This window comes from Lysinibacillus parviboronicapiens (genome assembly GCF_003049575.1).
GTDB lineage: Bacteria > Bacillota > Bacilli > Bacillales_A > Planococcaceae > Lysinibacillus > Lysinibacillus parviboronicapiens.
The window spans coordinates 15597-41102 of record NZ_PYWI01000031.1; the positions used below are offsets into that span (position 1 = coordinate 15597).

Consider the following 25506-nt stretch of genomic DNA (forward strand, 5'->3'; position numbering starts at 1 on the left):
TATATTAATGAAAATATAATTATAGAAAAAAGTCATATGTAGTGAACTTGTACGATAGATTTATAGTACCTTTTTCTTTTATAATTATTATGAGAATAATTTATAAATGGGAAGGAGAATTTATTATGAAAAAATGGTTACTAAGCGGTGTAGCGGTATTAATGCTAAGCCCAACTGCTGCATATGCACAAAATGCAGAAACTCATACAGTCGAGACTTCCCCTAAGAGTGCTTTCAATGGTATGTCCAGCTCAAAGATCACTACTTGGGATAAACTCATAAATGAAGTAGCACAACAAATGAATAATTTTTCTACCGAAATTAAAGTTGCATATAGTGGGCCAATGGCTGATTTTAATAAAAATATCATGCAGGTATTAGAAAGTGCTCAGAAACAGGCAATCTATGCGAGTGGGCATTTGGAAGGTGTTTCTATTACCTCGGATTCTGAGGGTAATATCACGTTTAAAGTGAAATACTTTACGAATCAAACACAAGAAGCTGCGGTACAAAAGAAGGTTGATCAAGTATTAAAAACAATTATAAAGCCTTCTATGACACAATTTCAAAAAGTAAAGGCCGTTAATGATTACATTGTTTCGAATGCAACATATGGCAATAAAACGAAAGCAAGCCCCCACAGTGCATACGCATTATTAATGGAAGGACAAGCAGTGTGTCAAGGCTATGCATTACTAGCATATAAAATGTTACAACAAGCTGGTATTGAAACACAGTATGTAGTAGGTTATGTCAACGGCAGTGAAGGCCACGCCTGGAATATGGTGAAACTTGATGGCAAGTGGTATCATTTAGATACAACATGGAATGACCCATTACCTAACCGAGTAGGGGCATCTTCCTATGATTACTTCTTAGTAACAGATGCACAACTAAAGAAAGATCATTCTTGGATTGCTTCAGATTATCCTGTAGCAACGAGCACAGCATATAACTATATGCAAAATGTACATTTTGCATATCAAATCAATAACATGCTGTACTTTAGTAATACAGCTGACAATGACAAATTGTATAAACTCGACTTAACGAATGGTAAGAAAACAAAGGTGATGGATAGTCGTGCGTTGTATATTACAGGTGTAGGTGATGACCTTTATTATAGCGACTATAGCAATGGTGGGTACTTAACAAAGATGAGTTTAAAGACATTAAAGACTGGTGTGCTTGTGAAGCAATCCGTATCAGATCTAATGATTAAAGACAATAATTTAGTTTACAAGGTTAATGCAAAAGAACAAAAATTGAAAATTAATTAATGAAGTTTCTAATAAGTTGCTGAGTAAAGACTTCTATACTTCATTTACCAGCTGTTCATAATTTCTAAGCACAAAAGGGCTTCCAAGTGAGTTCTTTGTGCTTTTTTTGTATATAATGTAACTAGTAATACGGTTGGAGGTGAGGATTTTGTGGAAAAAACTAGCCATTATTGTGATTTTGATTATTTTTATTGATCCTATATATACGGTCGGTAAAGCAACAGTACAACAAATCATCACATGGGCAACTAATGATGAAATTCAAACGATGCTGCTAGAAACAAAAGACAAAATCGTTGATGTCACAGCAAAACTTTCAGAAGATGCCTCAATCGAAACAGCCACCCCAACAGAAGCAAAGCATGATGAAGCTGAGTTAGTGGCAACGACTGCACTGGCCCTGAAACCTGAAGCCAAGCTCGTTGTAACGAATGCTAAAGAAATGGCAGATGCAATGTATGCTTATTACAGTAGTTTTTCACCAACTTTCGAAATTCAATATAAGGGCAGTACGCAACGCATAGAGCAGCTAGTAGAGGAAGCCTATGACAGAGCCATTAAACGAGATGATTATGTGTATGGCCATATTAGTAAACACTCTATTCGTTATGAATACGGGAAAAAGGTGGCGACAATTTACGGTGAGCAAAGTTATTTGATGACACCTGAGCAAGCAGCTTATGTGGAGATGAATGTTCAAGAAATCGTGACTACTCTTAATAAGAGCGCTAAGAGCGATGTAGAAAAAGTGAAGGCGGTCAATGACTATATTGTATCAAACACCGCTTATACGGATAATACAAAAGCAAGTCCACATAGCGCATATACAGTGTTAGCTGAGCATGGGGGTGTTTGCCAAGGCTACGCTTTACTAGCACATTCAATGTTACAAAAACTTGGTATCGAAACACAGTACATTGTCGGCTATGTTGGGCAGGAAGGACATGCTTGGAATTTAGTGAAACTCAACGGTCAATGGTATCATCTCGATACAACATGGAATGATCCTGTGCCAGATCGTAAGGGCGCTATACGATACCAATATTTTTTAGTTGATGATCGTACAATGGCACGTGATCATACATGGGTTGCAGCTGATTATCCGAAAGCAACAAGTACCATTTATAGTTACTACCATGATATCGACTTTCCTGCACAGGTGGGACAACAATTATTTTATAGCAGTGTCTCTGATGATAATAAATTGTATGTACTTGATATCTCCACAGGTAAATCGAAGCGCGTTTCAAGCTCACGAGCACAGTATATTGTGTATGCTGATGGCTGGCTATACTATAGTAATTATTCACACGGCGCATATTTATCGAAAATCCGCCCTGATGGTAGTGGTGAACAAGTATTGAATCGTGAAGAAACAAAGGATTTATATGTGAAGGATGGCTATCTATACTTCATGACAGATGAACTGAAGAAAATGGCACTATAACTTTATTCCACATACAACTTAGGCTAAATGGTCGTGATAAGGGGCATATGACATTATAAATTGTTATATGCCCTTTTAGTGCGTTCAATAATGTAATGAATGGGCTGATGCTGACATAAAGATATCTGGATTTGTGGGTACATTGACGTCATGTCTTGTGAAAAGGCCTTTAAAATCAATGGGTTATGCTTTATGGCCCCACCATTACAATATAGGTTAATGGCTTCTCCTTGGTAGTTAATTTTTTTTAACACTGCACAGGCTAAAAGCACCAATTCATGGGCAGCTCTCATTGAGATTTGAATGGCACAAGAATCATTTTTGGTAACGGCATCGGCTAAAAATGCCCCCATTTTTGCAAGCTGAGCATTTGTATAAGATGGGCGGAATATCCACGCAGCAAGATCTGTAACATCCTGAATACGTAAATAACTATAGACGTCATTTTTTAATATTGTCGGTTCACCGCGTCCGTCTTCCATACGAAAAATAGCGCGTACGACCTCTTGCCCTAACCAGTAGCCGCTGCCTTCATCTCCTGCACGATGTCCCCAACCACCAGCGCGTTCAATACGCTTGCCATCAAAAGCGTAGGCAATGGCCCCAGTTCCAGCAATAAGCAAGGCCCCTGTTTGTCCAGCGGTGACACCTAATAATGTTGCCTCTGCATCATTTTCAATAATAAGTGTTTCTATGTCTAACTGTGATTTGGTAATGGCTGCATGTACAATGGCTTTTACGATGGCATGATCCTTCGAAGAGTCAATTCCTGCCATAGCAAAAGTAGCTACAGCAATTTTTGAATGACTTTGCTGTTGCAAAAATGCATGTACATATGCTAATAGTGCTTGTAAAATCTCAGTGGCGGAGTCAACACCAATTGCTTGATAGTTGGATCCGCCAGCCGTTTTCGTGTATATAATCTCACCGGATTCGGCATGCACAACTGCACATGCCGTTTTTGTTGCACCACCATCAATAATCAGTAACCAATCCTTCATTGATTCCATTCCTCCAAAAACATACCTAATTGTTTTTCTGCTTCAGCAATAGCTGTTTCTTTTAGTTGAATCCATTCATATAGTTTGTGAGCAGAAGCCTTGCATTGCTCAAGTGATGCTCGCATCGTTTCGGGCGCGGGACCGCCTAGCAATGTTCGGATACCTACGAAAAACTCCGGTTTTAAAGTATGGTAGAAATCTTCCTCAGAAATGACTAAAGGTTTACCTGTTACTAGTTTGGATTGTGTATTTGCGAGCCCCCATGTCAGGCTAGCAAGTGATTCTTCATTATGAGCAAGCAATACTTTGATGCATTTACTTACAATACTGTGTGCTTGGCGGAAGGAAATACCCTCAGAGCGTACTAAAGTATCGGCAAGCTCTGTTACATTCGCAAAGCTATTTTCTGCACGATCTCGTAGCTTTTTCTTGTTTACATCCATCGTCACAACGAGGGAACCAAATAATTCGTAAATCCCTACTAAACGATCAATGGCACGCCATAAATAAGGTTGCATATCATCCTCTGTGTCAACGATATCACCAAACGGTGTATTATGTACCATTTGCAGTACCGTACTTGCATCACCAACGACCGCTGATAGCAATGAACGTGTATGCTCAATCGATACAGGGTTGCGCTTTTGAGGCATAATAGAGCTAATTTGTACGTATGGGCTGGCAAGTGTAAATGCATTGAATTCCTGCGTCGCCCATAATAAGAAATCTTGTGATGTGCGGCCAAGATTGAGTGCAGCGAGCTGGACGGTACTTGCAGCTTCAGCTATATAATCAGCCCCTGCGACTGCATCCCAAGCATTTTCGATTATTTCATCAAATGCCAGTAAATCTCGCATTCGTTCACGACTAATATTAAAGCCAGTAGTCGTTAATGCTGCCGCCCCCATACTGCTACGATTGACTGTTTTGTAGACATTTTGCAGGCGTTCAAAGTCACGGTTCAGTTGGTCAATCACAGCTTTTAAATAATGAGCAAAGGTTGTTGGCTGTGCCTGTTGTGTATGTGTATAACCAATCATTATGGTATCGATATGCTCCTCTGCTGCAGCTACTAAATCATCTCGTAATGTCAGTAGCGCCCGCATAAGCTCTAATAATTTCTTACGCAATGTCATACGATAGATGGCGATACCCATATCATTACGACTTCTACCAATGTGAAGATTTCCAGCAACATCGCCAGCAAATTCGATTAGCTTATTTTCAATGCGGAAAAATAAATCTTCATAGTTCGGGCTGTAATCCTCTATACGATAATAGTTCAAATCTAGTTTCTTTAGTGCGAGGCCGATCTGTTTAGCTTCTTCAGCTTTTACGAGTCCTTGTTCTTCTAACATTTTTAAATGTGCAATATTAATCTGAAGCATAATTATTAAAAAGTTTTTCTTTGCTTCGTCATATGCTGGTTGCAATACAATTTTACGATAAATATTAGACGGGAAAATCATCCCATCTTCTTGCTGGGTTTTGTTACGGAAATCTTCAAACATATCCATTTCCTCCTAATAGATTGACAGTTAAATAGCTGAGCCAGCACTGCCTTTTGATAGCTTTTCAGAAATAATAAGAACAATTAAAATTAAGCAAATTTGTAAGACGCCATAGGCACAGGCTGTTCCAAACTTAAACGCATATAACTTTTGAAATATCGCGACTGACAGCGGAATTGTGGAAGAACTGTATATAAGAATAGATGCTACGAATTCACCTAAACTTTGGACAAGTGCTAACAATGTTCCTGCTAAAATACCCGTAAACGTTAGCGGTATAACGATGCGCCTAAATGTATATAGCCAAGTAGCACCTAGGCTCCGTGCTGCCTCTTCGATAGATTGATCTAATTGTACAAGAGACGCTGAGGTCGACCTGAAAACTAGCGGTAAATGTCTAATAAAGTATGCTAAAGGTAAAATCCAAAATGTCCCAATAAGCACCTGATTAAAGGCGAAAATATTTTCTGTACTAAAGGCAGCGATTAAATTGACAGCTACAACTGTTCCGGGTAATGCCCAAGGAACCATAATCAAAATATCGAGCAATGTTTTTCCTTTGAAATTCAAACGCACCATTGCGTAGGCGGCCGCGACTCCAAATAGTATATTGCCGAGCGTTGCAACAACCCCCATTTGAATAGAATTCCAAATTGGTCGCCATGTCCGTTCATCCGTAAAGAGTGCAATATAATGATCAATGGTATAGTCTGTCGGTAAGATTTGTGTTTTCCAAGCACCATCGACCGAGAAAGAAATTAAAATCAGGACTAAAATCGGCAAGATTAAAATTAGCGTGCCTACAAAAGATGCAATAGTTGCTAAGATTTTCATGCCTTTAGAGGATACTTCAGAACGATGTACGCTAATGCCTTTGCTCAAGTTTTGATAATTGCGGCGGTTTTGATACCAACGCATAATGATTAAAAATGTGATAGACACGAAAGATAAAATCATGGACTGAGTAGCTGCCATCTCCAAATTACCATTCGTGCGTGATAAGTATATTTGCATGGTCATCGTGCGTTCTACGCCAAACATTAGAGGTGCTGTATAGGATGCCATAGAGATCATAAAGACAAGTAGCGCAGAGGCAACAATTGAAGGTGTTAACATAGGTAAAATAACCTTTGTCCATACACGGATACGCCCAGCACCTAAGCTAGTAGCTGCTTCCTCTAGCGAAGGATCTAATCCTTTTATGGCGGCGGAAGCGGTTAAGTAGAAGTATGTGTACATGGTGAATGTATGCACAACGATAACGCCCATGATACCATTTAACGAAAAAGGGACTTGATCTAGACCAAAAAGATGCTGGAGTGCTCGAGGGAAGATACCACTATCCCCGTACAAGAATGTAAAAGAAAGTACACCTACAAGTGGGGGAAGCGCCATGGGCACCAGTACTAAAATAGCGAGCAAACGTCTACCTGGAAAATCATAGCGTTCCAACAAAAAGGCCATGGTCACGCCGACAATTGCACAACAAATAACACTGATGATAGATATATATAAACTAGTCCACAGTGCCTCGAGGTTAGCAGGACTTGCTAGACTGAAAAACTTTTTATAATGAGAGAGCGCATCGTCGCCAGTAAAGCTTTGAATAAAAGTTTGATAGAAGGGATACACCACATAGGCGAACAACACTAAAAATAATGGTGAAATTAAAATATACACAAACCATTTAGATTGGGTTAGTCTTACCCATGCATTATCTTGATAAGAATCGACAGGCGGTTTTTCCATAGTGGTCCCCTCCTATTCCCCTAAGAAGTACAGTGAATCTTGCGCAATGTGCAAGGTGATGTCTTCGCCAATTTGTTTTAACTGGCCGTTCGTATTGATAATCATGACTTTCAGTGAAAATTCCGTAAAATCGACAATGTAATTTACACTAATACCCGTAAATTCGACAAAAGAGATTTTACCAATAAGTTTGTTTTCACCAGGACCTAGGTTAACGGATTCAGGACGAATAGATATAAACACTTTGTCTCCAATCATATGCGTTAAAGTAGGGGAGCTGTGTTGCTTTCGCCCAATAAAATTTAGTCCATTCACCGTTTTTGCCTGTATGTCATCGCCATTAATGGATTCTATTGTAGCTTCAATTAGATTTGTTTCGCCAATAAAGTCAGCAACGAAGCGGTTCAATGGACGATTATAAATTTCCTGCGGTGTACCAATTTGTTTAATAATGCCCTGTTCCATCACCATAATGCGATCAGACATGGCCATCGCTTCCATTTGGTCATGCGTGACATAAATTGTTGTGACACCGAGTTCCGTTTGAATACGCTTTATTTCAATACGTGTTTCCTCACGTAATTTAGCATCTAAATTGGACAAAGGTTCGTCGAGTAATAGAATGTCTGGTTCAATAACAAGTGCTCGTGCTAACGCAACACGTTGCTGTTGACCGCCAGATAACTCATTGATTTTACGTCTACCATATTGTTCTAAATGTACAAGTCCGCGAATTCGATCAACTTTTTGCGTTATCTCAGTTTTCGAAAGTTTTCGTACTTGTAAACCAAAAGCAATATTTTCATCTACGGTCATATGTGGAAAGAGAGCATAGTTTTGAAACACCATACCGATATTGCGTTTATTTGGCTGAAGTAATGTCACGTCTCGATCATCGAAAAGAACTTTTCCTTCAGTTGGGTAATAAAAGCCAGCAATCATGCGTAGTGTTGTCGTTTTTCCACAACCGCTAGGGCCGAGGAAAGTGAAAAATTCACCGGCTTTAATAGTAAGGTTTAAATCCTTTACACCATGCACTTGGCCAAATTGCTTCGAGACATTTTCGATTTTGACACTTTTCATATGCAATGCTCCTCTCTCACTAACAACTAGTTGTACAGGAAACCTCGAGCAAAAAATTACTCGAGGCTCTAAAAACGTCATTTATTTACTATTTCCCACGGCCTTTAATATTCGTATCCCAATGCTCCATCCACTCAACTTCTTTATCAGACATAAGTTGCCAATCAATATCAAATGTTTTTAAATCTAAGTCCTGATACCATTCAGGCATTGTTGCTTTGTCGATATCTGAGCGCGTTGGGATTTGGTAGTAATCATTGGCTAATTTCGTTACCATTTCTTTTTCAAATAAAAACTCTACGAATAGTTGAGCGTTTTCCACATTTTTCGCATTTTTTACGACAGCAACACCATCTACTAAAATAGGAGCGCCACTCTTTGGATAAATATAATCAAATGGATAGTCGGTCGTATATTTCTTTAGCAAAATATCTTGCAAATTCCATAAGGAAATGCTACCTTCTTGGCGCGTTAGCTTTAAGTAAAGTGCATTTGGATCTTGTGTATATTCTTTCGTATTGGCATCTAATTTTAGTAACCAATCATAGCCTTTCTCAGGTGACTCCGCACCTTGTCGTACAATCATGGAAGAATAGATTGTACGCATCGTCCCAGAGGCTAATACACCTCGAATTAAGATTTGATCTTTCCACTTTTGATCCAGTAAATCGTCCCAATCCTGTGGGCCGGTTTCTTGAGTTAGTAAATCACTATTAATCATAATTACTTCTGGTAATAACATTTCACCGAACCAACGACCTTCTGCGTCTGTATGATTAGCATCAATTGCATCGTTAAAGCTTGGTTTCCAGGCGTGTAGTAAATCTTCATTTGCACCAACAATTAGTGCTGACTGTGTGCCTCCCCACCAAAAATCTGCCTGAGGGTTGGCTTTTTCGCCTCGTAGTCGCTCTAAGATTTGCTGCGCGCCCATTGTTAAAAACTCCACTTCAATATCCGGGTACTTCTCATTAAACTGATCGATTACGTCTTGCACCATTTCCTCATCACGCCCTGTGTAGATCACAAGCTTACCTGACGGAGATGTTTCTACATCTGCTTTGTCGCCATTTGTTGCATCGTTTGTTGTCGCCTTTTTGTCGTCGTTACTACAAGCCGCTAACATAATGACCATCAATACAAATAAGTAACTGAAAAAACGCATTTTTTTCATAATCATCTTCCCCTTTCTACGTAGTGAGTAGCTTACATATTGCAGTATAATACTTACAAAGAACATTAATGTTAGAATAATTAAAAAAATTCTAACATTATAATCATCTTAAACTAAGTAAATAATGGTTATCAATGGAATTTAAAAAAATGTCAAAAAACTCCTTAAAAATGGGAATTTCCACTTTTAAGGAGTTTTGTATTTCTGACAATGAAAGGGATATGAAACCCCACACCCAAGTTTATTTTAATCTTCCTACGAAAGTCACTGCCTGATTTACAATCACTTTTTGAACTTTAATGTTAATCAGGCGCTTCCAGGCTCAAAAGTACTTTTCTTGTGACGTAGCTGAGCAAGTATTGTCGGAAGCATCATACCTAAAATGACAAGAACAATACCGATTACTTGTAAAAAGGTGAGCGGTTCATGTAAAACAATTACGGAAACTGTCACAGCAACAGGTAATTCGATTGCACTTAAAATGGAGGCAAGGCCCCCACCAACTTTTGGCACAGCAATAGAAAATAAATAAATCGGTAAAATAATACCGAAAAGTCCGAGAGCTAGTCCAAACTTCCATAAACCTTCAGTAAATAATTTTCCGTTCCATGCAATTTCAGGACTTAAGAAAATACTAATCATGATGAGTGCAACGAAGGAAACAATCAATACACGCGCTGTGGTTGTCACACCTTCAACAGGGCGAGAGTTAAACTGAATAAAGCAAGCAAAAGTAAATGCAGCAGCAAAGCCGAATATCCAACCTTGAATCGCAATACCGCTTAAATCTACATTCAATATACCAGCAGCTAAAATTGTCCCAGCAAATAGGACAATGAGGGAAATCACTTCAGGTCGACTTGGCCAACGTTTATGAAGTGCACAATCCAACAATAAGCCAATCCACGTAAATTGGAAGAGCATTACAACTGCAAGAGATGCAGGTAAATATTTCAATGATTCACCATACACAATACCTGTAATACCGGTAAATATCCCGGCACTAACCATAATCAATAAGCCTTTTTTCGAAATCTTTGGTACCTGTCTTTGCGTAACTATAAAGATAGTCGCAACCAACATAAAGCCAATAATATATTGACTAGATACCGCCTCTGCTGACGTAAAGCCATGCAACATTGCTACTTTAACGATTGTTGATAGAATTCCGTAGCTACTTGATGCGATGACTATCAAGAGAGGATAGAGTAAATTAGTTTTCATGCTATTTTATGTCACATCCTAAATCTGTTTCACCATATGATGAAAGGGTTCGTCGATTATAGACCATGGCTCTGTAATAACAAATCCCATACGTTCATATAAACGACGAGCGTCTTCTTTTTGCGTTTCAACATTTAATGATAACTTTTTAAAATTATATTTTTTCGTCTGTTCTTCAGCAAATTGTAATAATAATGTGCCGATTCCTTTTCCACGAGCCTCAGGTGCCACACAAACTGTATCTATATAGTATTCATCTTCATGAGCCTCTTTATCGATGACAATACTTGGCGCATTTTTTGCTTCAAGCCACTTTACAAGATTTACGTCCATGTCAATGGCTTGTGCACCGTTATAATAAACAAGAATGCCTAAGACCTGTTCATGTTCTACAGCAACAAAAGTATTTAAATAGGAATGGCGGTTATCTTCTCGTTTGAAAAGTACTATAAGTGCTTGCTCAACAGCCTCTGGTGTTTGTTCACCAGTTAAACGGTTTGCGATATCACCAATAGCATCAATAATTAATGGTACAACCGCATGGGCATCCTGTGGTTGCGCTTGTCGAATTGAAATACTCATCTTCAAAATCCCTACCTTTCTATAGGCAAGTATAACAAAGATAGAGGATGTCACAAACTTTTGAAATATTCACTACTTTATGGAAGGAATCTTTCAGTATTTTTCCGAAAGTTTAAAACTTTATATGAAATCAAGTTTCGTGTTAATCTAAAATGAACAGACTTTCGGGAGGACAACAATGACAAAGGAAGATAAGGATTTTATTTTAGTCTATGGTGACGCTTTTATTGACTATATTGCAGATGATGTAACGAACACATCTTTTACTAAATATATGGGTGGTGCGACAGTAAACGTAGCTGCTGGCATTAGCCGTATCGGTGCACCCTCTGCACTGATTACAATAACGGGAGATGACGAAACTTCGCAATTCGTCCGAGACGGCCTTGTAAAAGAAGGGGTAAGCCTAGATTATGCGGTATTTGACCCAGCGAAGCGTGTCAGTGGGGTTTATGTACATTTAACAGAAGCATGTGAGCGCATTTTCAAGGACTATGTTGATGAGACACCAGATTTACAAGTAGAGGCAAGCCAATTAAATGAAGCAGCTTTTAAACACGCTTCAGCATTAATTGTGTGTTCAGGTACTATGTTTCATCCTACTGCCTTGACAACAACTCGCTCTGCAGTCGATATGGCGAAGGATAGAGGAGCAATAATCGCAATGGACGCCAATATTCGTCCATTACGTTGGAGCAGCGAAGAAATTTGCCGCGAGACCATTACTTCATTTTTCGAAAATGTCGATATTTTAAAAGTAACGGATGATGAGCTGTTTTTCTTAACTGAAACAACTTCAATAGATGAAGGGATTCAGCAATTAGACAGTTATTTAGTACCCATCGTTTTAGTAACAGTAGGTGAAGAGGGCACATACGCAGTATTGAACGGCGAGGTTATCCATGTACCAACAGAAAAGGTTGTGCCAGTAGATACAACAGGTGCAGGTGACGCCTTTATGGCGGGAGTATTACGAGATGTACATTACAATGGCTTACCAACGACTGAGGATGAGCTTGTGCGCTGTGTTAGTTTTGGCAATAAGTTAGGTGCCTTAGCAGCAACAAAGGCAGGCGCATTAACAGCTCTGCCATACTATGATGATATAAAGCATTTGTTAAAGTAGTAGTTTGGAGCGTGCAGATGATGGAAAAAAACTATGATGTGTTAGTAAAAGATCGGCTTTATTTTGGTGGCGCAAAGGATGCAGAGGCGGCATTTGCAAATGAATCAGTTGATGTCGTAATTGATGTTCGGGTTAATGGATTATCTACTGAGGAACAAGTAAAAGTGAACTATACGTACAAGCATTTACCGATTGCAGATGAAGAAGAAGAAGTGGCATCATCCATTGAAAAGGTTGCACAAGAAATTGTTACAACCTATGAAGCCGGTCAGAAGGTATACTTCCATTGCGGTAGTGGCGGCGGACGAGCGGGTGTAGCAGCAACGGCTGTATTAATGGAGCTAGGCTTGGCGAGTACTTTAGAGGAAGCGGAGCAAGCTGTGAAAAATGCCCGTTCACAAGTAACAATTCGACCAAATATGGCGAAGGCTTTAACGAAATTGTATAAATAAAACAAAAAGAGGTACCAACCTTAGCTTTGGTATATCTTTTCAGACTGTAGACTAACTTTCGAAGAAATTTGAGTTGGCCTACAGTCTTTTTCTTTTTGAATAAAATAGTAAGAAACCGTTGATTTCTGCTTCAAGCGCCCTTTACGCAGGCACGGCTCCAACTAATTTTTGTGGTAGGTGTTGATGCAAGTATTTTTCTTTAAACTTACAGAAATTCTATGCTCAAGTGATTTTATCATGAAGTTTTTTTGTTCTATACATATTAGAACAAAGTTTGTTATAGTTATATTATAACAAAGAATGAGGTGGTTTGTATGTTGGAGGAGTTAGCTAAAATTCCTTGGGCCGTAATTGCGCCATTGATTCTGGTTCAAATTATTTTAATGATAGTAGCACTTATCGATTTACGTAAAATTCATGAAACGAATGGCCCGAAAATTTTATGGGTTTTTATTATTCTGTTTGTCAATCTACTTGGCCCAATTGCTTACTTTATAGTTGGGAGAAAGCAATCATGACGACAATACTACAGGTAACAGGGCTGACAAAGCGCTTTGCAGAGAAAACAGTTGTAGATGCAATCAGTTTTACGTTAGAGGAATATACCTCAACAGCATTGATTGGACCGAATGGTGCAGGTAAGACAACGACTTTATCGATGTTAACGGGCTTATTAAAGCCAACAATCGGTAACGTAGAGCTATCAGGTGTAGATTTGCGTGCAAACATTGGTTTTTTGCCACAATACCCGCAGTTTCATCCTTGGTTAAGTGCACTAGAGTTTACAGAAATGGCTGCGAGGCTAAATGGTGTGCCTAGTAAAAAAGCAAAAGTAGATGCTCAAAAAACACTAGAGTTTGTGGGTCTAGAGAACGCTTTAAATAAAAAAATCGCGACTTTTTCAGGTGGTATGAAGCAACGCCTTGGTATTTCCCAGGCAATTGTGCATAAGCCTAAATTACTTTTACTGGATGAACCCGTATCTGCATTAGACCCAGTTGGGCGTAGAGAAGTTTTAGATTTGTTGAAAGGTTTACAACAAGAGACAACAATTTTATATTCAACGCACATTTTAAATGATGCTGAAGAAATGACAGACCAATTATTATTTTTACGTGATGGAAAGCTTGTGGAGCAAGGAACATTGCGCGAGGTGAGGCAACGTTTTGATGAGCCTCGTTATGTAGTAGAATTTAGTACTGAAGAAGAGGCGCGACTTTTTGCTAGTCATTCAGAGCTTTTTGGTAAAGCACAAGGATGCTATGTATTTGTAGATATTCAGGAGGAAGAACCGACTATGCAGCAGTTACTGCAACAACTTAGTGCTTGTCCCTATAACGTACGAAAAGTAGCACGGCAAACGGCATCACTGGAGGAAATTTTTATGAAGGTGGCGAAAAGGGTATGAATGGCTTTAGCGTACTTCTTCAAAAGGAATTTAGGGAGGCTTGGCGTAGTTGGAAGTTTTTATGGATACCACTGGTTTTCGCGCTGCTGGGTATGACTGATCCTTTGACAAACTACTACATGATGGATATTTTATCGGCTGTCGGTAATGTACCTGAAGGTTTTGAAATGTTAATGCCAGAATTGGGACCCGCTGATTTATTGCAGGCGTCAATTGGACAGTTTCAGACGATTGGGCTCCTTGTACTGATGGCTTCGTTTGTCGGTACTATTAGTAAAGAGCGAGCGAATGGAATGGCTACCTTAATGTATGTGCGACCAATTTCGTTTCGCGCATACTTTATGAGTAAATTTGTTGTCATGAGCACTGTTGGTTTCATTAGCATCGTTGCTGGTTATTCGGCAAGTGTTTACTATATAGCTGTGTTATATGGAACATTTGAAGGAGCTACTTTGATAGCAAGTATTGGCACGTATTTTGTATGGCTATTATTTGTATTTGCAGTAACGTTGATGATGAGTGCTACATTTACATCCGTAGTTGCAACAGCAGGTGCATTTGTCATTATTTTTGTTGGGCAAATTATGGTTGCATTTGTTGGCGTATTTTGGACAGTAACACCATGGAAACTTCCGACATATGGCGTACAGTTGATTCGTGGCACAATGGAGATGTCTGATTACTGGTGGAGTTTAGCTGTTACATTGGTAATTACGATAGTTTGTATGAACATTGGCGTTTTGACAATGAAGAAAAATGTAGCAATGACAAAAATTTAACCTAAGCTTTTTAAATGGCGGAGCACAAGCAGATAGAAATGAAGAGACTAATTACTGCGATTCAGATTCTATTATCACGCTGAGTTTACAGAATTGTAGATTGTTCTAGAAAACAAAACCGAGTGCGCTTATTGCATTCGGTTTTGCTGTTATGGTTAATCATTATCCGACAGAGAGAATAATCGATTGACAGGAGAGTCGGATAGAGAGTCTACCGGCAATGGCGAAGTCATCCATAAAGCCTGCATCGATTGAGGAATGTTTTCCCGCTGTACAATATAATAAATTTGTTACATTTTTGCCCATTTTGCTGCTGTGTGGCACATAAGGCAAGACTGTGCACTTGCATATAAGATACAATCTGATAAGTTTGGTGTCTTATTTTATGCGAAAGATTCACTGGGCTAGCAATCTGTACACCATCTTTTAGGATAATGGCGCTGTACGGCTTTCCACCATCTGCAACATTGTCTGTAGCGAGTTTTGTCAATGCTTCCAGCACAGATAAATGTTCTGTCAAAGCTAATAACGTGATTTGTGTGACGTACGCTAACTACTCCTCTTGGAATATCCATAACTTAGGAATATAATGTAGCTATAACTCGATATTTGTCAAATAACTCAAAAATATAAGATTTTAATAGGAAGATAGGTGACAAGATTGGTTACACAAAATTCCGATCGGTTTCTTACAGCCTTTAATCGCATTGATCATAGGCTACGGGATATCGTTGGTGCGAAGGATTTTATGCCTTTTTACCGTCTTATAGATCAAGCAAAGAAGAAGGATGTATTAGTCCGTAAATATGAAGATGATTTACGTTCCTATGCAGATTTACGCAATGCCATTGTCCATCATCGTACGTCCATGGAATATGTAATCGCTGAACCTCATGTAGATGTGGTAGAACGAATTGAATATATGGATGCTACGCTTGCCAAGCCGACACTTGTCGGTCAAATGTTTCGGAAAAAAGTACATGTTTTTCAAGAAAGGGACTCATTAAAGCATGTATTAAAAGTCATTCGTACTCGTAAATTTACACAGTTTCCGGTGTATCATAAAGATCAATTCAAAGGTCTTATCACAACGGTAGGGATTGCAAACTGGCTTGCCACGATGATGGGAGGAAATCAAATACCAAAGCAGGTACCTACCTTACATGACATATTATTGCATGAAAAAAATAGAGTGAATTACAAATTTGTGAGTCGATACATAACGATATATGAAGCTGAGGAGATTTTTAAGCAGGGGGTCGAACGGGGGCGCCGTTTTGAGGCACTTTTAATAACGGAGCATGGAAAAGCACAACAAAAATTAATGGGTATTGTGACACCTTTAGACATTATGAAAGTAGATTAAGCAAAACGGGACAAGCTATTAAGGGCTTGCTTGTCTCGCTTTGTCTTTTAGGCTGATATATAAGGAGCCCGTTGTTTGAACCTGAGCAAAAAAGACATCTTCCACCGATTGGACATTTTGTTTCTTTAGCTTTTTCATGAGCCATTCTTCGGTTAATTCAAGTTCAACTAAATTTTCATAAATGAGCTGACCATCTGATACCACTTCTGTTGGCAAATAAGTAGGTGGTGAAATATCGGCTTTAACATCTTGTTTCGTAGCCGGTTGTTCAGAAGTTCTTTGTAGCACGCTAAGTTTACCGTTTGTTTCAAGCAGTGCATATTGCACATCTTGAACAGAAAAAATGGATTGTTCCCGTAGCATCATTGTTAGCTCATCCATATGCAACCGATTTTTCTTCAATCCTGATTCTAAAATAAGACCATTTTGGACAACAATAGTTGGTTTGTCATCAACGAGTACACGGGCTTTTTTCGATTTAATGGTAATGATAGTCATTAAATAAGTTAAAACACTCCACCAAATAAGAGAGATGATACCATCTAAAAAAGGGGTTTCGTGCTGTGAGGCTATTTCTGATGCAATCGATCCAAATGTAATCCCTGTGATGTAATGGAAAAATGTCAATTGCCCAAGTTGCTTTTTACCAAGTATACGGGCCAAAATAAGTAACGCAAAGAATGAAAGTGTAGTACGAAGAATCATTTCCCAAAAGTTCGCATGAAAGAAACTATCCATACATTAATCAACTCCTTTTACAGCTGTCGTTGCATAGCTTGTGCAAAAGGAGAGATTGTATGCGACAATCACTAACAATAAGAAAGTTTAGAAAGTGTGATGACGGTTATGAACAGACAAATAGGGAATTTTAACAACCCTGTCTATCCGATAATGATTGCTATTGGTGTTGCCCATCTTATCAATGATACGATGCAGGCAGTTATTCCGGCGATGTTCCCGATTCTGAAGAGTGATTTAGGTTTAACCTTTACACAAATCGGGCTCATTTCATTTGTGTTAAATATATTTGCATCTGCCTTACAGCCGATTGTTGGTTTTGTTAGTGATAAAAAGCCGATGCCGTACGCTTTACCAATCGGTATGATTAGTTCATTTATCGGTATTGCCATTTTAGCCTTTACAACACAATACTGGGTAATCATTATAGCTGTATTATTTTTAGGCTTTGGTTCAGCCATTTTTCACCCAGAAGGCTCTCGTGTATCATTTATGGCTGCTGGTTCTAAAAGAGGTTTAGCACAGTCTATTTATCAAGTTGGAGGAAACTCTGGCCAAGCACTTGCACCGCTTATTAGTGCTTATATTTTAGACATTTTTGGGCAACGTGGAGCAGCGTTTGTTTTACTATTAACAACGTTCGGTATACTTTTATTAAGTAAGATAGCCAAATGGTATAAGAAGCAACTAGAGCAAGAACGGACATCGAATAAAAAGAAAACACTAGTTTCATCTTTACCACCACTTACAAAGAAACAAGTGGGCATTGCATTAACATTATTATTTACTATTATTTTTGCACGATCATTTTATACAACAAATATTACGAGCTTTTATGTGTTTTATTTGATGGACCATTATGATGTGAATTTACGTCTCGGTCAAATTCTAATATTTACTTTTATGGCTTTTGGGGTCATTGGGACATTTTTTGGGGGGTCTTTATCAGACCGTATTGGTAGAAAAAATGTAATCCTATTATCCGTTGTGGTACCACTGCCGTTTTGTTTAGCACTGCCTTATGTACCATTATGGGCTGCGGTGATATTCTTAGTCATTATAGGGACACTTATTATGATTAGCTTCTCTGTAACGGTTGTCTATGCACAAGAGCTAGTACCTTCTAAAATTGGTACTATGGCAGGTTTAACTACAGGCTTTGCATTTGGTATGGGAGCGATTGGTGCGATGGTAATTGGTGTGCTAATGGATCATAAGGGGATAGATTTTACCATGATGGTCGTTTCGATATTGCCGTTATTATTATTGGTGGCGTTTTTCTTACCAAAGGATAAACCAGCCTCAGCTCCTTTGTAAGGTTCAGACGGATAGAATGAGAAAAGTCACGGATAGACGAAACAACACGCCCTCAATAACAGGGGCGTGTTGTTTTACTTTATTGACGTAACGGTGATAAAAATTCTACGGGAAGATTGCCCTTATCAATAACGAAGCCCTCTGAAATATGAACTTCATGCATTTTATCATTATACGTGAATTTGAAAATACCGTTGTCAAAGTCTGTGCCGATTTCTTTGAAGAAAATACCTTCGATTGAAACATATTTAGGACATGTAAATGCCACCTTAAAGTCATCGTTCTCTTTAATTAAGTAAGCACGTACACCTTTTTCATATGTATCATTGGCATCATCTTCAGTAGGACGTTGAACCGCAACAATATGGAAGTCAACAAAAGGTACTTCTTTTAAAAGAACGTTCAGGAATGAGCCTTTTGTAATTTCCTCCCAGCGACTTTGTGCACTTTGACCTACGATAATTTGTGAAATACTATAATTCTTTGCCACCTCAGCAATGACCTTTTGTATAGGACGTTTTTCATTGTCTAACAAAATGAATTTTTCAACCTCAAGTTCTTCCGATAGGTCTTTCCACTGATCAATGTAACTGGATTTCTCCACGTCAAATGCATCAAGGGGTTGTGAATCGACTGAAAGAATATAGAGTGGGCAATCGAGCATCGTTGCCATTTTATGACCGCGACGAATTAGGCGCTCGCCATTGAGACCGTAATAAACGCAAACTAAAATACTTTCGTCTAATCTCCCTTTTACATGTTTCATAAAAAAATCACACCTCTTATCCTGTTGTTATTTTGTTATTTGTACTGCCGATTTCCGAAAAATTATCCTAAAACAGCTAAAACCGATGCAGTTACAGTGCATTATGCACATTTATAATGTATACTTAAAAGTGTATAAAAGTTAATTACGATATATCGGAAAACCCTTGAAGAAATAGGCTTATCTCCATGCTCTATAGTTATTTGATATATGCATTACGTGCATGTAAACCAATTGCCTCTATATGCCACATTATTATGCAGTGAGTTAAATAGATAGTCAAGTGTCATGATAAATTGAAATTTTAAACGATAGGGATTGTCGTCATTTAAATTATCATTAGTTGAATTTATCGGGTACTTACGGGTGTTTAAACACCCGCTTACTCTTCGTTTTGAAGTATTATCTTAACACCATTAGTACGAGATATAAATCCCGTTTTAAGAGAAATTCTGATATGTTAGTTCAGTTAGTAGGAGGTCTTCCTTTGGTTACAGTTCTCATTATGATACTTTTCCCATTTGTTTGTGCTGCACTTATTCCACTGCTATACAGGCGACTAAGGCGTGTTGCACACCTTGGCTGGTTTGTTTTATCCGTTCCAATCATATTGTTTCTTTTACTCGCTAGGTATATTCCTCAAATTGCCGAGGGTAAAGTGTTTATCCATACATATGAGTGGATTCCCTCTTTTGATATAAATTTCACAACATACCTTGATGGACTCAGTATGATTTTCGCTTTGCTGATTACAGGTGTAGGTAGTTTAGTTATTTTATACTCTATTTTTTATTTATCAACGAAAGAATCACTTCATCATTTTTACTGCTACTTATTACTATTCATGGGCGCAATGCTTGGCGTCGTCTTTTCAGATAATTTAATGGTGCTATATACATTTTGGGAATTAACGAGTGTATCGTCGTTCCTACTAATTGCATTTTGGCATCATCGTAAGGCTTCGCGTGCTGGTGCGCGAAAAGCTATGACCATTACTGTTTTTGGTGGACTTGCAATGCTAGCAGGTTTCCTGATGCTTTATGTTTCAGCAGGAACGTTTAGTATTCGTGAAATTGTGGCTAACGTAGAGGTAATACGTGATCATACATTGTTTATTCCAGCATTATTACTTATTTTAATGGGGGCTTTTACGAAGTCTGCACAATTTCCCTTCCATATTTGGTTGCCAGACGCAATGGAGGCACCAACACCTGTTAGTGCGTATCTACACTCTGCGACAATGGTCAAGGCAGGTATTTATATAGTTGCTCGCTTTTCTCCTGTGTTTGGAGGAGAGGCAATCTGGTTCTGGTTAGTAAGTGGCGTTGGTCTTGTAACATTATTCTGGGGCTCATTCAATGCGGTACGACAAACAGATTTAAAGGCATTACTGGCTTATTCGACAGTCAGTCAGCTTGGGTTAATTATGAGTTTATTTGGGCTTGGCTCAGTCGGACATTATTTTGGATATGCAGAAAGTTCAATTCTTTATACACAGGCAAGTTTTGCGGCACTGTTCCATCTTATTAATCACTCCACGTTTAAAGGGGCATTATTCATGATGGTCGGTATTGTCGATCATGAAGTTGGGACACGCGATGTTCGTCGTCTAGGTGGTTTGATGGCATTGATGCCAGTAACCTTTACAATTGCAGTTATTGGCGGCTTTTCGATGGCTGGACTACCACCATTTAATGGTTTCCTTAGTAAAGAGATGTTTTTTACTGCCGTGCTAGCCATCCGTGATGTCGAAGCATTTTCAATTGCTGATATGGGGCTATTGTTCCCAATACTGGCTTGGGTGGCAAGTATATTCACCTTTGTTTACAGTATGATTTTAATTGGCCGTACATTTTTTGGAAAATTAAAGCCTGATAAGATAGACAAGAAGCCGCATGAAGCGCCAGTTGGGATGCTAATCTCACCTATAGTACTATGTCTGTTTGTTGTTGGCATTTTCTTTTTTCCAAACGTACTTGGACATTATATTTTAGAGCCTGCCATGGCAAGTATTTACCCAACATTCCCAAGTGCAAGCGAATTAACGCCACATATCCATGCATGGCATGGCTTTAATGCTGAGTTACTGATGACATTTGGTGTCGTCATTGTCGGTGTTATCTTATTTAAAACATTCGATAAATGGAAACCACTATATCGTGTGTTTTCTCAAAAATATGCCTTTAATACCTATTATAATCGTATGATTGAATTTGGCGAAAATAGTTCAATAAAGCTTACAAAGCGTTATATGACAGGCAATCTCACACATTATTTTGTTTATATTTATGTATTTTTTGTGGCACTTATAGCGGGGTACTTTATATGGTCGGAAGCATTTGCATTTAACTTTGCGCAGGACTCAGCAGTTGAGTCGTATGAGTTAATTTTAGTATTTGTCATGATGTTTGCGGCAGTTTGGATGCTTTTCGCTAAAGGTCGTGTAACTGCCATGCTGTTAAATGGTGTGCTTGGTTATTCCATAGCGTTCTTCTTTGTGATTTTCCGCGCACCTGATTTAGCATTGACACAATTAGTCGTTGAATCTGTAACAACAGCACTATTCCTCCTAAGCTTTAAATATTTACCTGATGTAATGCCTGAAATCGCCCGTAAGAGAGTGAAGTGGTCGAATGCAGTCCTTTCCATTTTTGTTGGCGCTACAGTGACATTAGTTGGCTTAGCGGTTGTGCATTACGATAAATTCAAACCAGTGTCATTGTATTTTAATGATGCCTATGAGTTAGCGGGTGGTTCGAATATTGTTAATACAATTTTAGGGGATTTCCGCGCATTTGATACGATGTTAGAAGTTGTAGTTCTTCTTATTGCAGGCTTAGGTGTGTATACACTGACGAAACTCAAGCCGCGAAAGGAGGAGGCAGATCATGAAAATCAATGATGTTATTTTACGTACTGTTACGAAGGCTGTCGTATTTATTATTTTGACACTAGGTGTGTATTTATTCTTTGCGGGACACCATGCACCAGGTGGTGGTTTTATCGGTGGTCTTGTACTTGCTTCAGGTATTGTACTGCTCTATTTGGCGTATGACATTGAAACAGTGCACAAAGGGATGCCGTTTGATTTTAAGAAAGTAGCAGCGCTCGGGGTATTGCTAGCGACTGGAACAGCAGTTGGCTCATTATTTTTTGATGTGCCATTTTTGACGCAGACCCATACCTATATCGATGTGCCGATTTTCGGGAAAATGGGCTTTTCGACAGTAACTATATTTGAAGCTGGCGTGGCATTAACCGTGGTTGGCGTAGTTGTAACAATTATTTTAAGTATAAGTGAGGATGAGTAGCCTATGGAGTCTTTAATACTAGTTTTAGTTGGTGTATTGGTAGCTGTGGCTACATACTTAATCCTCTCCAAGCAGTTATTACGTGTGATTTTAGGAACGGCTGTATTATCACATGCAGCGCATTTACTTATTTTAACAATGGGTGGTCTGAAGAGAGGCGATGTGCCACTTCTTGGTGAATCGGAGGGCCCGTATACAGATGCGCTTCCACAGGCATTAATCTTAACAGCGATAGTTATTAGCTTTGCAGTGACGGCGTTCGTGCTCGTTCTCGGCTACCGTGCCTATAAAACAAATGGTTCGGGAAACTTTGATGAATTGAGAGGTACACCGGATGAGTAATATTATTGTTTTACCATTAATTGTGCCGGTCATTACGGCCATCTTGCTCGTATTTATGCGTGAAAATGTTTTATTACAGCGCATCATCACTTTATTAACATTAGTTTTTGTAACGATTATCAGTATTGTGCTTTTGATGGAGATTCAGGTGCAGGGAGTAATGCGTATTGATTTCAGCGGCTGGCTCCCTCCATTTGGGATTTCATTTGTGGCTGACTCCTTTGCGGTACTATTGGTTTTAGTAGCCAATATTGTTGCAGCAATTTGTTTGCTATATGCAATCTTTACGATAGGCGAACGTTATGAAAAAATGTATTTTTATTCGTTTGCCTTACTGATGATAGCTGGGGTCAATGGCTCATTTTTAACGGGTGATATTTTCAATTTGTTTGTATGTTTCGAGGTGATGCTACTCGCTTCTTATGCGCTCATTGCTTTAGGCGGTGAGAAAGTTCAGCTACGTGAGGCGTTGAAGTATGTGCTCATCAATATCGTCGCATCATGGATTTTCCTAGTAGCATTGGCGTTTTTATATGGAACGGTTGGAACGTTAAATATGGCGCATATTTCAGTACGTGTTATGGAGACGGGCAATGATCCACTAATTACGACAGTTGCACTTATTTTCTTAATTGTCTTTAGCTTGAAAGCAGGTCTATTATTATTCTTCTGGTTACCAGGTTCATATAGTGTACCGCCAACTGCTATTGCCGCATTATTTGCAGCCCTTTTAACAAAAGTTGGGATTTATGCACTCGTACGTACTTTTACATTGTTATTCACAAATAATACAGAGGTAACACATACAGTTCTCGGTGTTATGGCAGGATTAACAATTATAGCGGGTTGTATGGGGGCACTTGCTGGTCGAGATGTGCGAACAATTGCTTCCTATAATGTCCTTATTGGGGTTGGTTTTATAGTAGCCGGACTTGCCATTGGAACGGAATCGGCATTACAGGGTGTAACGTACTATTTAATGCACGATATGGTGGCAAAGGCAATGTTATTTTTAGCGGTTGGCATGATGATATATCTTACTGGTGAGACCGTTATAGATAAAATGAGTGGACTCATTCGAAATTATCCCGTCTTTGGTTGGATGTTCTTTATAGTAATGTGTTCGCTAGCCGGAATTCCGCCATTAAGTGGTTTTTTAGGGAAGGTATTAATTGGACAAGGAGCTATTGAGGGTGGTAACTTTGTCCTGCTAGGTCTTGGTTTCTTATCGAGCTTAGTTGTCTTGTATTCACTACTACGTATCTTCCTTAGTTCATTCTTTGGTGAAACAATTATAAGTCTAGAGGATGAAAAACCACTGCCGAGGCGAGTAGAGTTGCCAGTTATATTGCTGGCGCTTTGTACAATTGCTTTAGGCATTGGGGCAGAGTGGATATCACCATATATTACGGATGCAGCTGAAACGCTACATACGCCTTCGATATATATAGATGCAGTGCTAGACGGTGCAAAATGGCAAGGCGAGGTGAATGAGTAATGGCAATGCAATTTATATTGAACTTGTTCATTGCAACACTTTGGTTGCTGTTGCAGGATGAAATTACACCGCAATTTACTACTTTTTTAATGGGCTTTATTGTGGGGATTGGTATTTTATATGCGATGCACCGTTTTTATGGTACGCAGTTTTATCTGCGTCGTGTGTTTTCAACCATTAAATTATTATGGCTCTTTAATTGGGAGCTGTTATTATCGAGTTACAGTGTGTTAAGACAAATTACAACACCGAAGTTGAATATTACACCGGGTATTTTTACGTATAAAACGGAGCTCAAAGGAGACTGGGAAGTAACGGCACTTGCCTTATTACTAACATTGACACCTGGATCTGTCGTAATGGAGGTTTCCGAAGAGGGTGATTTGTTCTATATTCATGCAATGGATATTGAGCAATCTAAGGACGCAGTAATTCGTTCAATAGGAAAGTTTGAACAAGCAATAATGGAGGTGACACGCTAATGATTGAAAATGTTTTACTATTAGCACTTGCATTATTTAGTGTTTCGATTGCACTGTCGTTATACCGTGTCATTCGAGGACCATCGATGCCAGACCGTGCAATTGCACTTGATACGATTGGTATCAACCTTCTTTCGTCAATCGCTATCGTCTCGATTGTCTTACAAACGAAGGCTTATTTAGAGGCAATACTAATTTTAGGCATATTGGCCTTTATAGGCACAATCGCCTTTACGAAATATATAGAAAGAGGTGTGATTGTTGAACGTAAATCAAATGATTGAATGGACAGCGGTCATCCTAATTCTGATAGGCTCAATTGTTAGTGTTATTAGTGCGTTTGGGATGATTCGTTTGCCAGATGTTTACACGCGCTCACATGCTGCAACAAAAAGTTCGACACTATCGGTCTTAACATGTCTTTTGGGCACATTTATATATTTTTGGGTACATGATGGTTATGTTAGTGTGCGCCTAATTTTAGGAATTACGTTTGTCTTTGTAACGGCTCCTGTAGCAGGACATTTAATCTGTCGTGCTGCCTATCGCTCGCGTGTCCCTTTAGCAGAAGGCTCCGGTGAGGATGAGCTGAAGTCCAAACTGTTTTCAGATGAGAAATAAGCACAGACCTATTTGGGTCTGTTCAAAATGGAGTCAAAAGGTTTCGGGAATGCTGGTCAATCCCGAAACTTTTTTCTGTAATTTTCACACAAGTGAACGTTTGTAAAGTCCGTGTTTCTTACACTGTAGACAAAAGCCATCGAGAAGTTCACTCTCGATGGCTTTTGTCATTTTTCTTTCTCTTTCATTTTTAATATTTGGTAAATTACTGCCGTATCCAACATACTCTTCGAGCATAGATGCTCTCTT

General features: G+C 38.9%; 25 protein-coding genes. 16 read left to right on the plus strand and 9 right to left on the minus strand.

Features of this window, described 5'->3' with window-relative positions:
- Positions 1–125 precede the first annotated feature (125 nt).
- On the plus strand, positions 126–1280 hold the full coding sequence (locus C9J35_RS19305; RefSeq protein ID WP_054768519.1) for a transglutaminase domain-containing protein: 1155 nt from the start codon (positions 126–128) through the stop codon (positions 1278–1280).
- A 139-nt stretch (positions 1281–1419) separates the two neighbouring features.
- A complete protein-coding gene (locus tag C9J35_RS19310) occupies positions 1420–2727 on the plus strand; it encodes a transglutaminase domain-containing protein (protein ID WP_235616379.1) in 1308 nt (435 codons plus the stop codon).
- 53 nt (positions 2728–2780) lie between these two features.
- Here the strand turns inward: C9J35_RS19310 and C9J35_RS19315 are convergent, their stop codons facing one another.
- The 7 genes from C9J35_RS19315 to C9J35_RS19345 all read right to left on the minus strand — a co-directional run bounded on the left by C9J35_RS19315 (position 2781) and on the right by C9J35_RS19345 (position 11051).
- Entirely contained in the window at positions 2781–3728 is a 948-nt protein-coding gene (locus C9J35_RS19315; protein WP_107926045.1) for an N-acetylglucosamine kinase, read from the minus strand.
- Complete coding sequence (argH, locus tag C9J35_RS19320) at positions 3725–5239, minus strand: argininosuccinate lyase (RefSeq protein ID WP_107926047.1); 1515 nt, start codon at positions 5237–5239, stop codon at positions 3725–3727. Before argH ends, C9J35_RS19315 begins: the two co-directional genes overlap by 4 nt.
- Positions 5240–5266: 27 nt before the next feature.
- Positions 5267–6988 (minus strand): ABC transporter permease, encoded by a 1722-nt coding sequence (locus tag C9J35_RS19325; protein ID WP_054768518.1) that lies wholly within the window; start codon positions 6986–6988, stop codon positions 5267–5269.
- Positions 6989–7000: 12 nt separating this feature from the next.
- Positions 7001–8071, minus strand: a complete 1071-nt coding sequence (locus C9J35_RS19330) for an ABC transporter ATP-binding protein (protein WP_054768517.1) — start codon at positions 8069–8071, stop codon at positions 7001–7003.
- 88 nt (positions 8072–8159) lie between these two features.
- The gene (locus C9J35_RS19335) at positions 8160–9245 is read right to left on the minus strand and encodes an extracellular solute-binding protein (protein WP_107926049.1); all 1086 of its coding nucleotides are present in this window, start codon (positions 9243–9245) and stop codon (positions 8160–8162) included.
- Between the two features lie 306 nt (positions 9246–9551).
- Positions 9552–10469, minus strand: a complete 918-nt coding sequence (locus C9J35_RS19340) for an EamA family transporter (protein WP_107926051.1) — start codon at positions 10467–10469, stop codon at positions 9552–9554.
- A gap of 18 nt (positions 10470–10487) precedes the next feature.
- A complete protein-coding gene (locus C9J35_RS19345; protein WP_107926053.1) occupies positions 10488–11051 on the minus strand; it encodes a GNAT family N-acetyltransferase in 564 nt (187 codons plus the stop codon).
- Positions 11052–11229: 178 nt separating this feature from the next.
- Here C9J35_RS19345 and C9J35_RS19350 point away from each other — a divergent pair, with 178 nt between their 5' ends.
- The 6 genes from C9J35_RS19350 to C9J35_RS19380 all read left to right on the plus strand — a co-directional run bounded on the left by C9J35_RS19350 (position 11230) and on the right by C9J35_RS19380 (position 16182).
- Positions 11230–12177, plus strand: a complete 948-nt coding sequence (locus tag C9J35_RS19350) for a carbohydrate kinase family protein (protein WP_054768516.1) — start codon at positions 11230–11232, stop codon at positions 12175–12177.
- 17 nt (positions 12178–12194) lie between these two features.
- Positions 12195–12629, plus strand: coding sequence for a protein-tyrosine phosphatase family protein (locus C9J35_RS19355; RefSeq protein WP_235616377.1), 435 nt, complete (start codon positions 12195–12197; stop codon positions 12627–12629).
- Positions 12630–12943: 314 nt separating this feature from the next.
- Positions 12944–13147: a PLDc N-terminal domain-containing protein gene (locus tag C9J35_RS19360; protein ID WP_107926055.1), complete on the plus strand. Its 204-nt coding sequence runs from the start codon at positions 12944–12946 to the stop codon at positions 13145–13147.
- The gene (locus C9J35_RS19365) at positions 13144–14037 is read left to right on the plus strand and encodes an ABC transporter ATP-binding protein (RefSeq protein ID WP_107926057.1); all 894 of its coding nucleotides are present in this window, start codon (positions 13144–13146) and stop codon (positions 14035–14037) included. The genes C9J35_RS19360 and C9J35_RS19365 overlap by 4 nt, the downstream gene beginning before the upstream one ends.
- The gene (locus tag C9J35_RS19370; RefSeq protein WP_054768513.1) at positions 14034–14816 is read left to right on the plus strand and encodes an ABC transporter permease; all 783 of its coding nucleotides are present in this window, start codon (positions 14034–14036) and stop codon (positions 14814–14816) included. Before C9J35_RS19365 ends, C9J35_RS19370 begins: the two co-directional genes overlap by 4 nt.
- 652 nt (positions 14817–15468) lie before the next feature.
- Positions 15469–16182 carry a CBS domain-containing protein gene (locus C9J35_RS19380; RefSeq protein ID WP_235616378.1) on the plus strand — a complete coding sequence of 238 codons (714 nt, stop codon included), beginning with the start codon at positions 15469–15471 and terminating at the stop codon, positions 16180–16182.
- Between the two features lie 18 nt (positions 16183–16200).
- On the opposite strand, the gene C9J35_RS19385 is transcribed toward C9J35_RS19380, so the two are convergent.
- Positions 16201–16920 (minus strand): YetF domain-containing protein, encoded by a 720-nt coding sequence (locus C9J35_RS19385; RefSeq protein ID WP_107926063.1) that lies wholly within the window; start codon positions 16918–16920, stop codon positions 16201–16203.
- Positions 16921–17028: 108 nt separating this feature from the next.
- Here C9J35_RS19385 and C9J35_RS19390 point away from each other — a divergent pair, with 108 nt between their 5' ends.
- On the plus strand, positions 17029–18237 hold the full coding sequence (locus C9J35_RS19390; RefSeq protein WP_107926065.1) for an MFS transporter: 1209 nt from the start codon (positions 17029–17031) through the stop codon (positions 18235–18237).
- Between the two features lie 79 nt (positions 18238–18316).
- Here the strand turns inward: C9J35_RS19390 and C9J35_RS19395 are convergent, their stop codons facing one another.
- Positions 18317–19003, minus strand: coding sequence for an adenine nucleotide alpha hydrolase family protein (locus C9J35_RS19395; protein WP_054768511.1), 687 nt, complete (start codon positions 19001–19003; stop codon positions 18317–18319).
- A gap of 487 nt (positions 19004–19490) precedes the next feature.
- Between C9J35_RS19395 and C9J35_RS19400 the strand changes: the two genes are divergently transcribed.
- Genes C9J35_RS19400 through C9J35_RS19430 form a run of 7 tightly spaced genes read left to right on the plus strand, consistent with a single transcriptional unit; the run spans position 19491 to position 25257 of the window.
- On the plus strand, positions 19491–21905 hold the full coding sequence (locus C9J35_RS19400) for a Na+/H+ antiporter subunit A (RefSeq protein WP_201262090.1): 2415 nt from the start codon (positions 19491–19493) through the stop codon (positions 21903–21905).
- Complete coding sequence (locus tag C9J35_RS19405; protein WP_107926067.1) at positions 21892–22314, plus strand: Na(+)/H(+) antiporter subunit B; 423 nt, start codon at positions 21892–21894, stop codon at positions 22312–22314. Before C9J35_RS19400 ends, C9J35_RS19405 begins: the two co-directional genes overlap by 14 nt.
- 3 nt (positions 22315–22317) lie before the next feature.
- On the plus strand, positions 22318–22656 hold the full coding sequence (locus tag C9J35_RS19410) for a Na(+)/H(+) antiporter subunit C (RefSeq protein WP_107926069.1): 339 nt from the start codon (positions 22318–22320) through the stop codon (positions 22654–22656).
- A complete protein-coding gene (locus C9J35_RS19415) occupies positions 22649–24154 on the plus strand; it encodes a Na+/H+ antiporter subunit D (protein ID WP_107926071.1) in 1506 nt (501 codons plus the stop codon). Before C9J35_RS19410 ends, C9J35_RS19415 begins: the two co-directional genes overlap by 8 nt.
- Complete coding sequence (locus C9J35_RS19420; RefSeq protein ID WP_107926073.1) at positions 24154–24636, plus strand: Na+/H+ antiporter subunit E; 483 nt, start codon at positions 24154–24156, stop codon at positions 24634–24636. The genes C9J35_RS19415 and C9J35_RS19420 overlap by 1 nt, the downstream gene beginning before the upstream one ends.
- Positions 24636–24920, plus strand: coding sequence for a Na(+)/H(+) antiporter subunit F1 (locus C9J35_RS19425; protein WP_054768510.1), 285 nt, complete (start codon positions 24636–24638; stop codon positions 24918–24920). The genes C9J35_RS19420 and C9J35_RS19425 overlap by 1 nt, the downstream gene beginning before the upstream one ends.
- On the plus strand, positions 24898–25257 hold the full coding sequence (locus C9J35_RS19430; RefSeq protein ID WP_054768509.1) for a Na+/H+ antiporter subunit G: 360 nt from the start codon (positions 24898–24900) through the stop codon (positions 25255–25257). The genes C9J35_RS19425 and C9J35_RS19430 overlap by 23 nt, the downstream gene beginning before the upstream one ends.
- Positions 25258–25506: the final 249 nt, after the last annotated feature.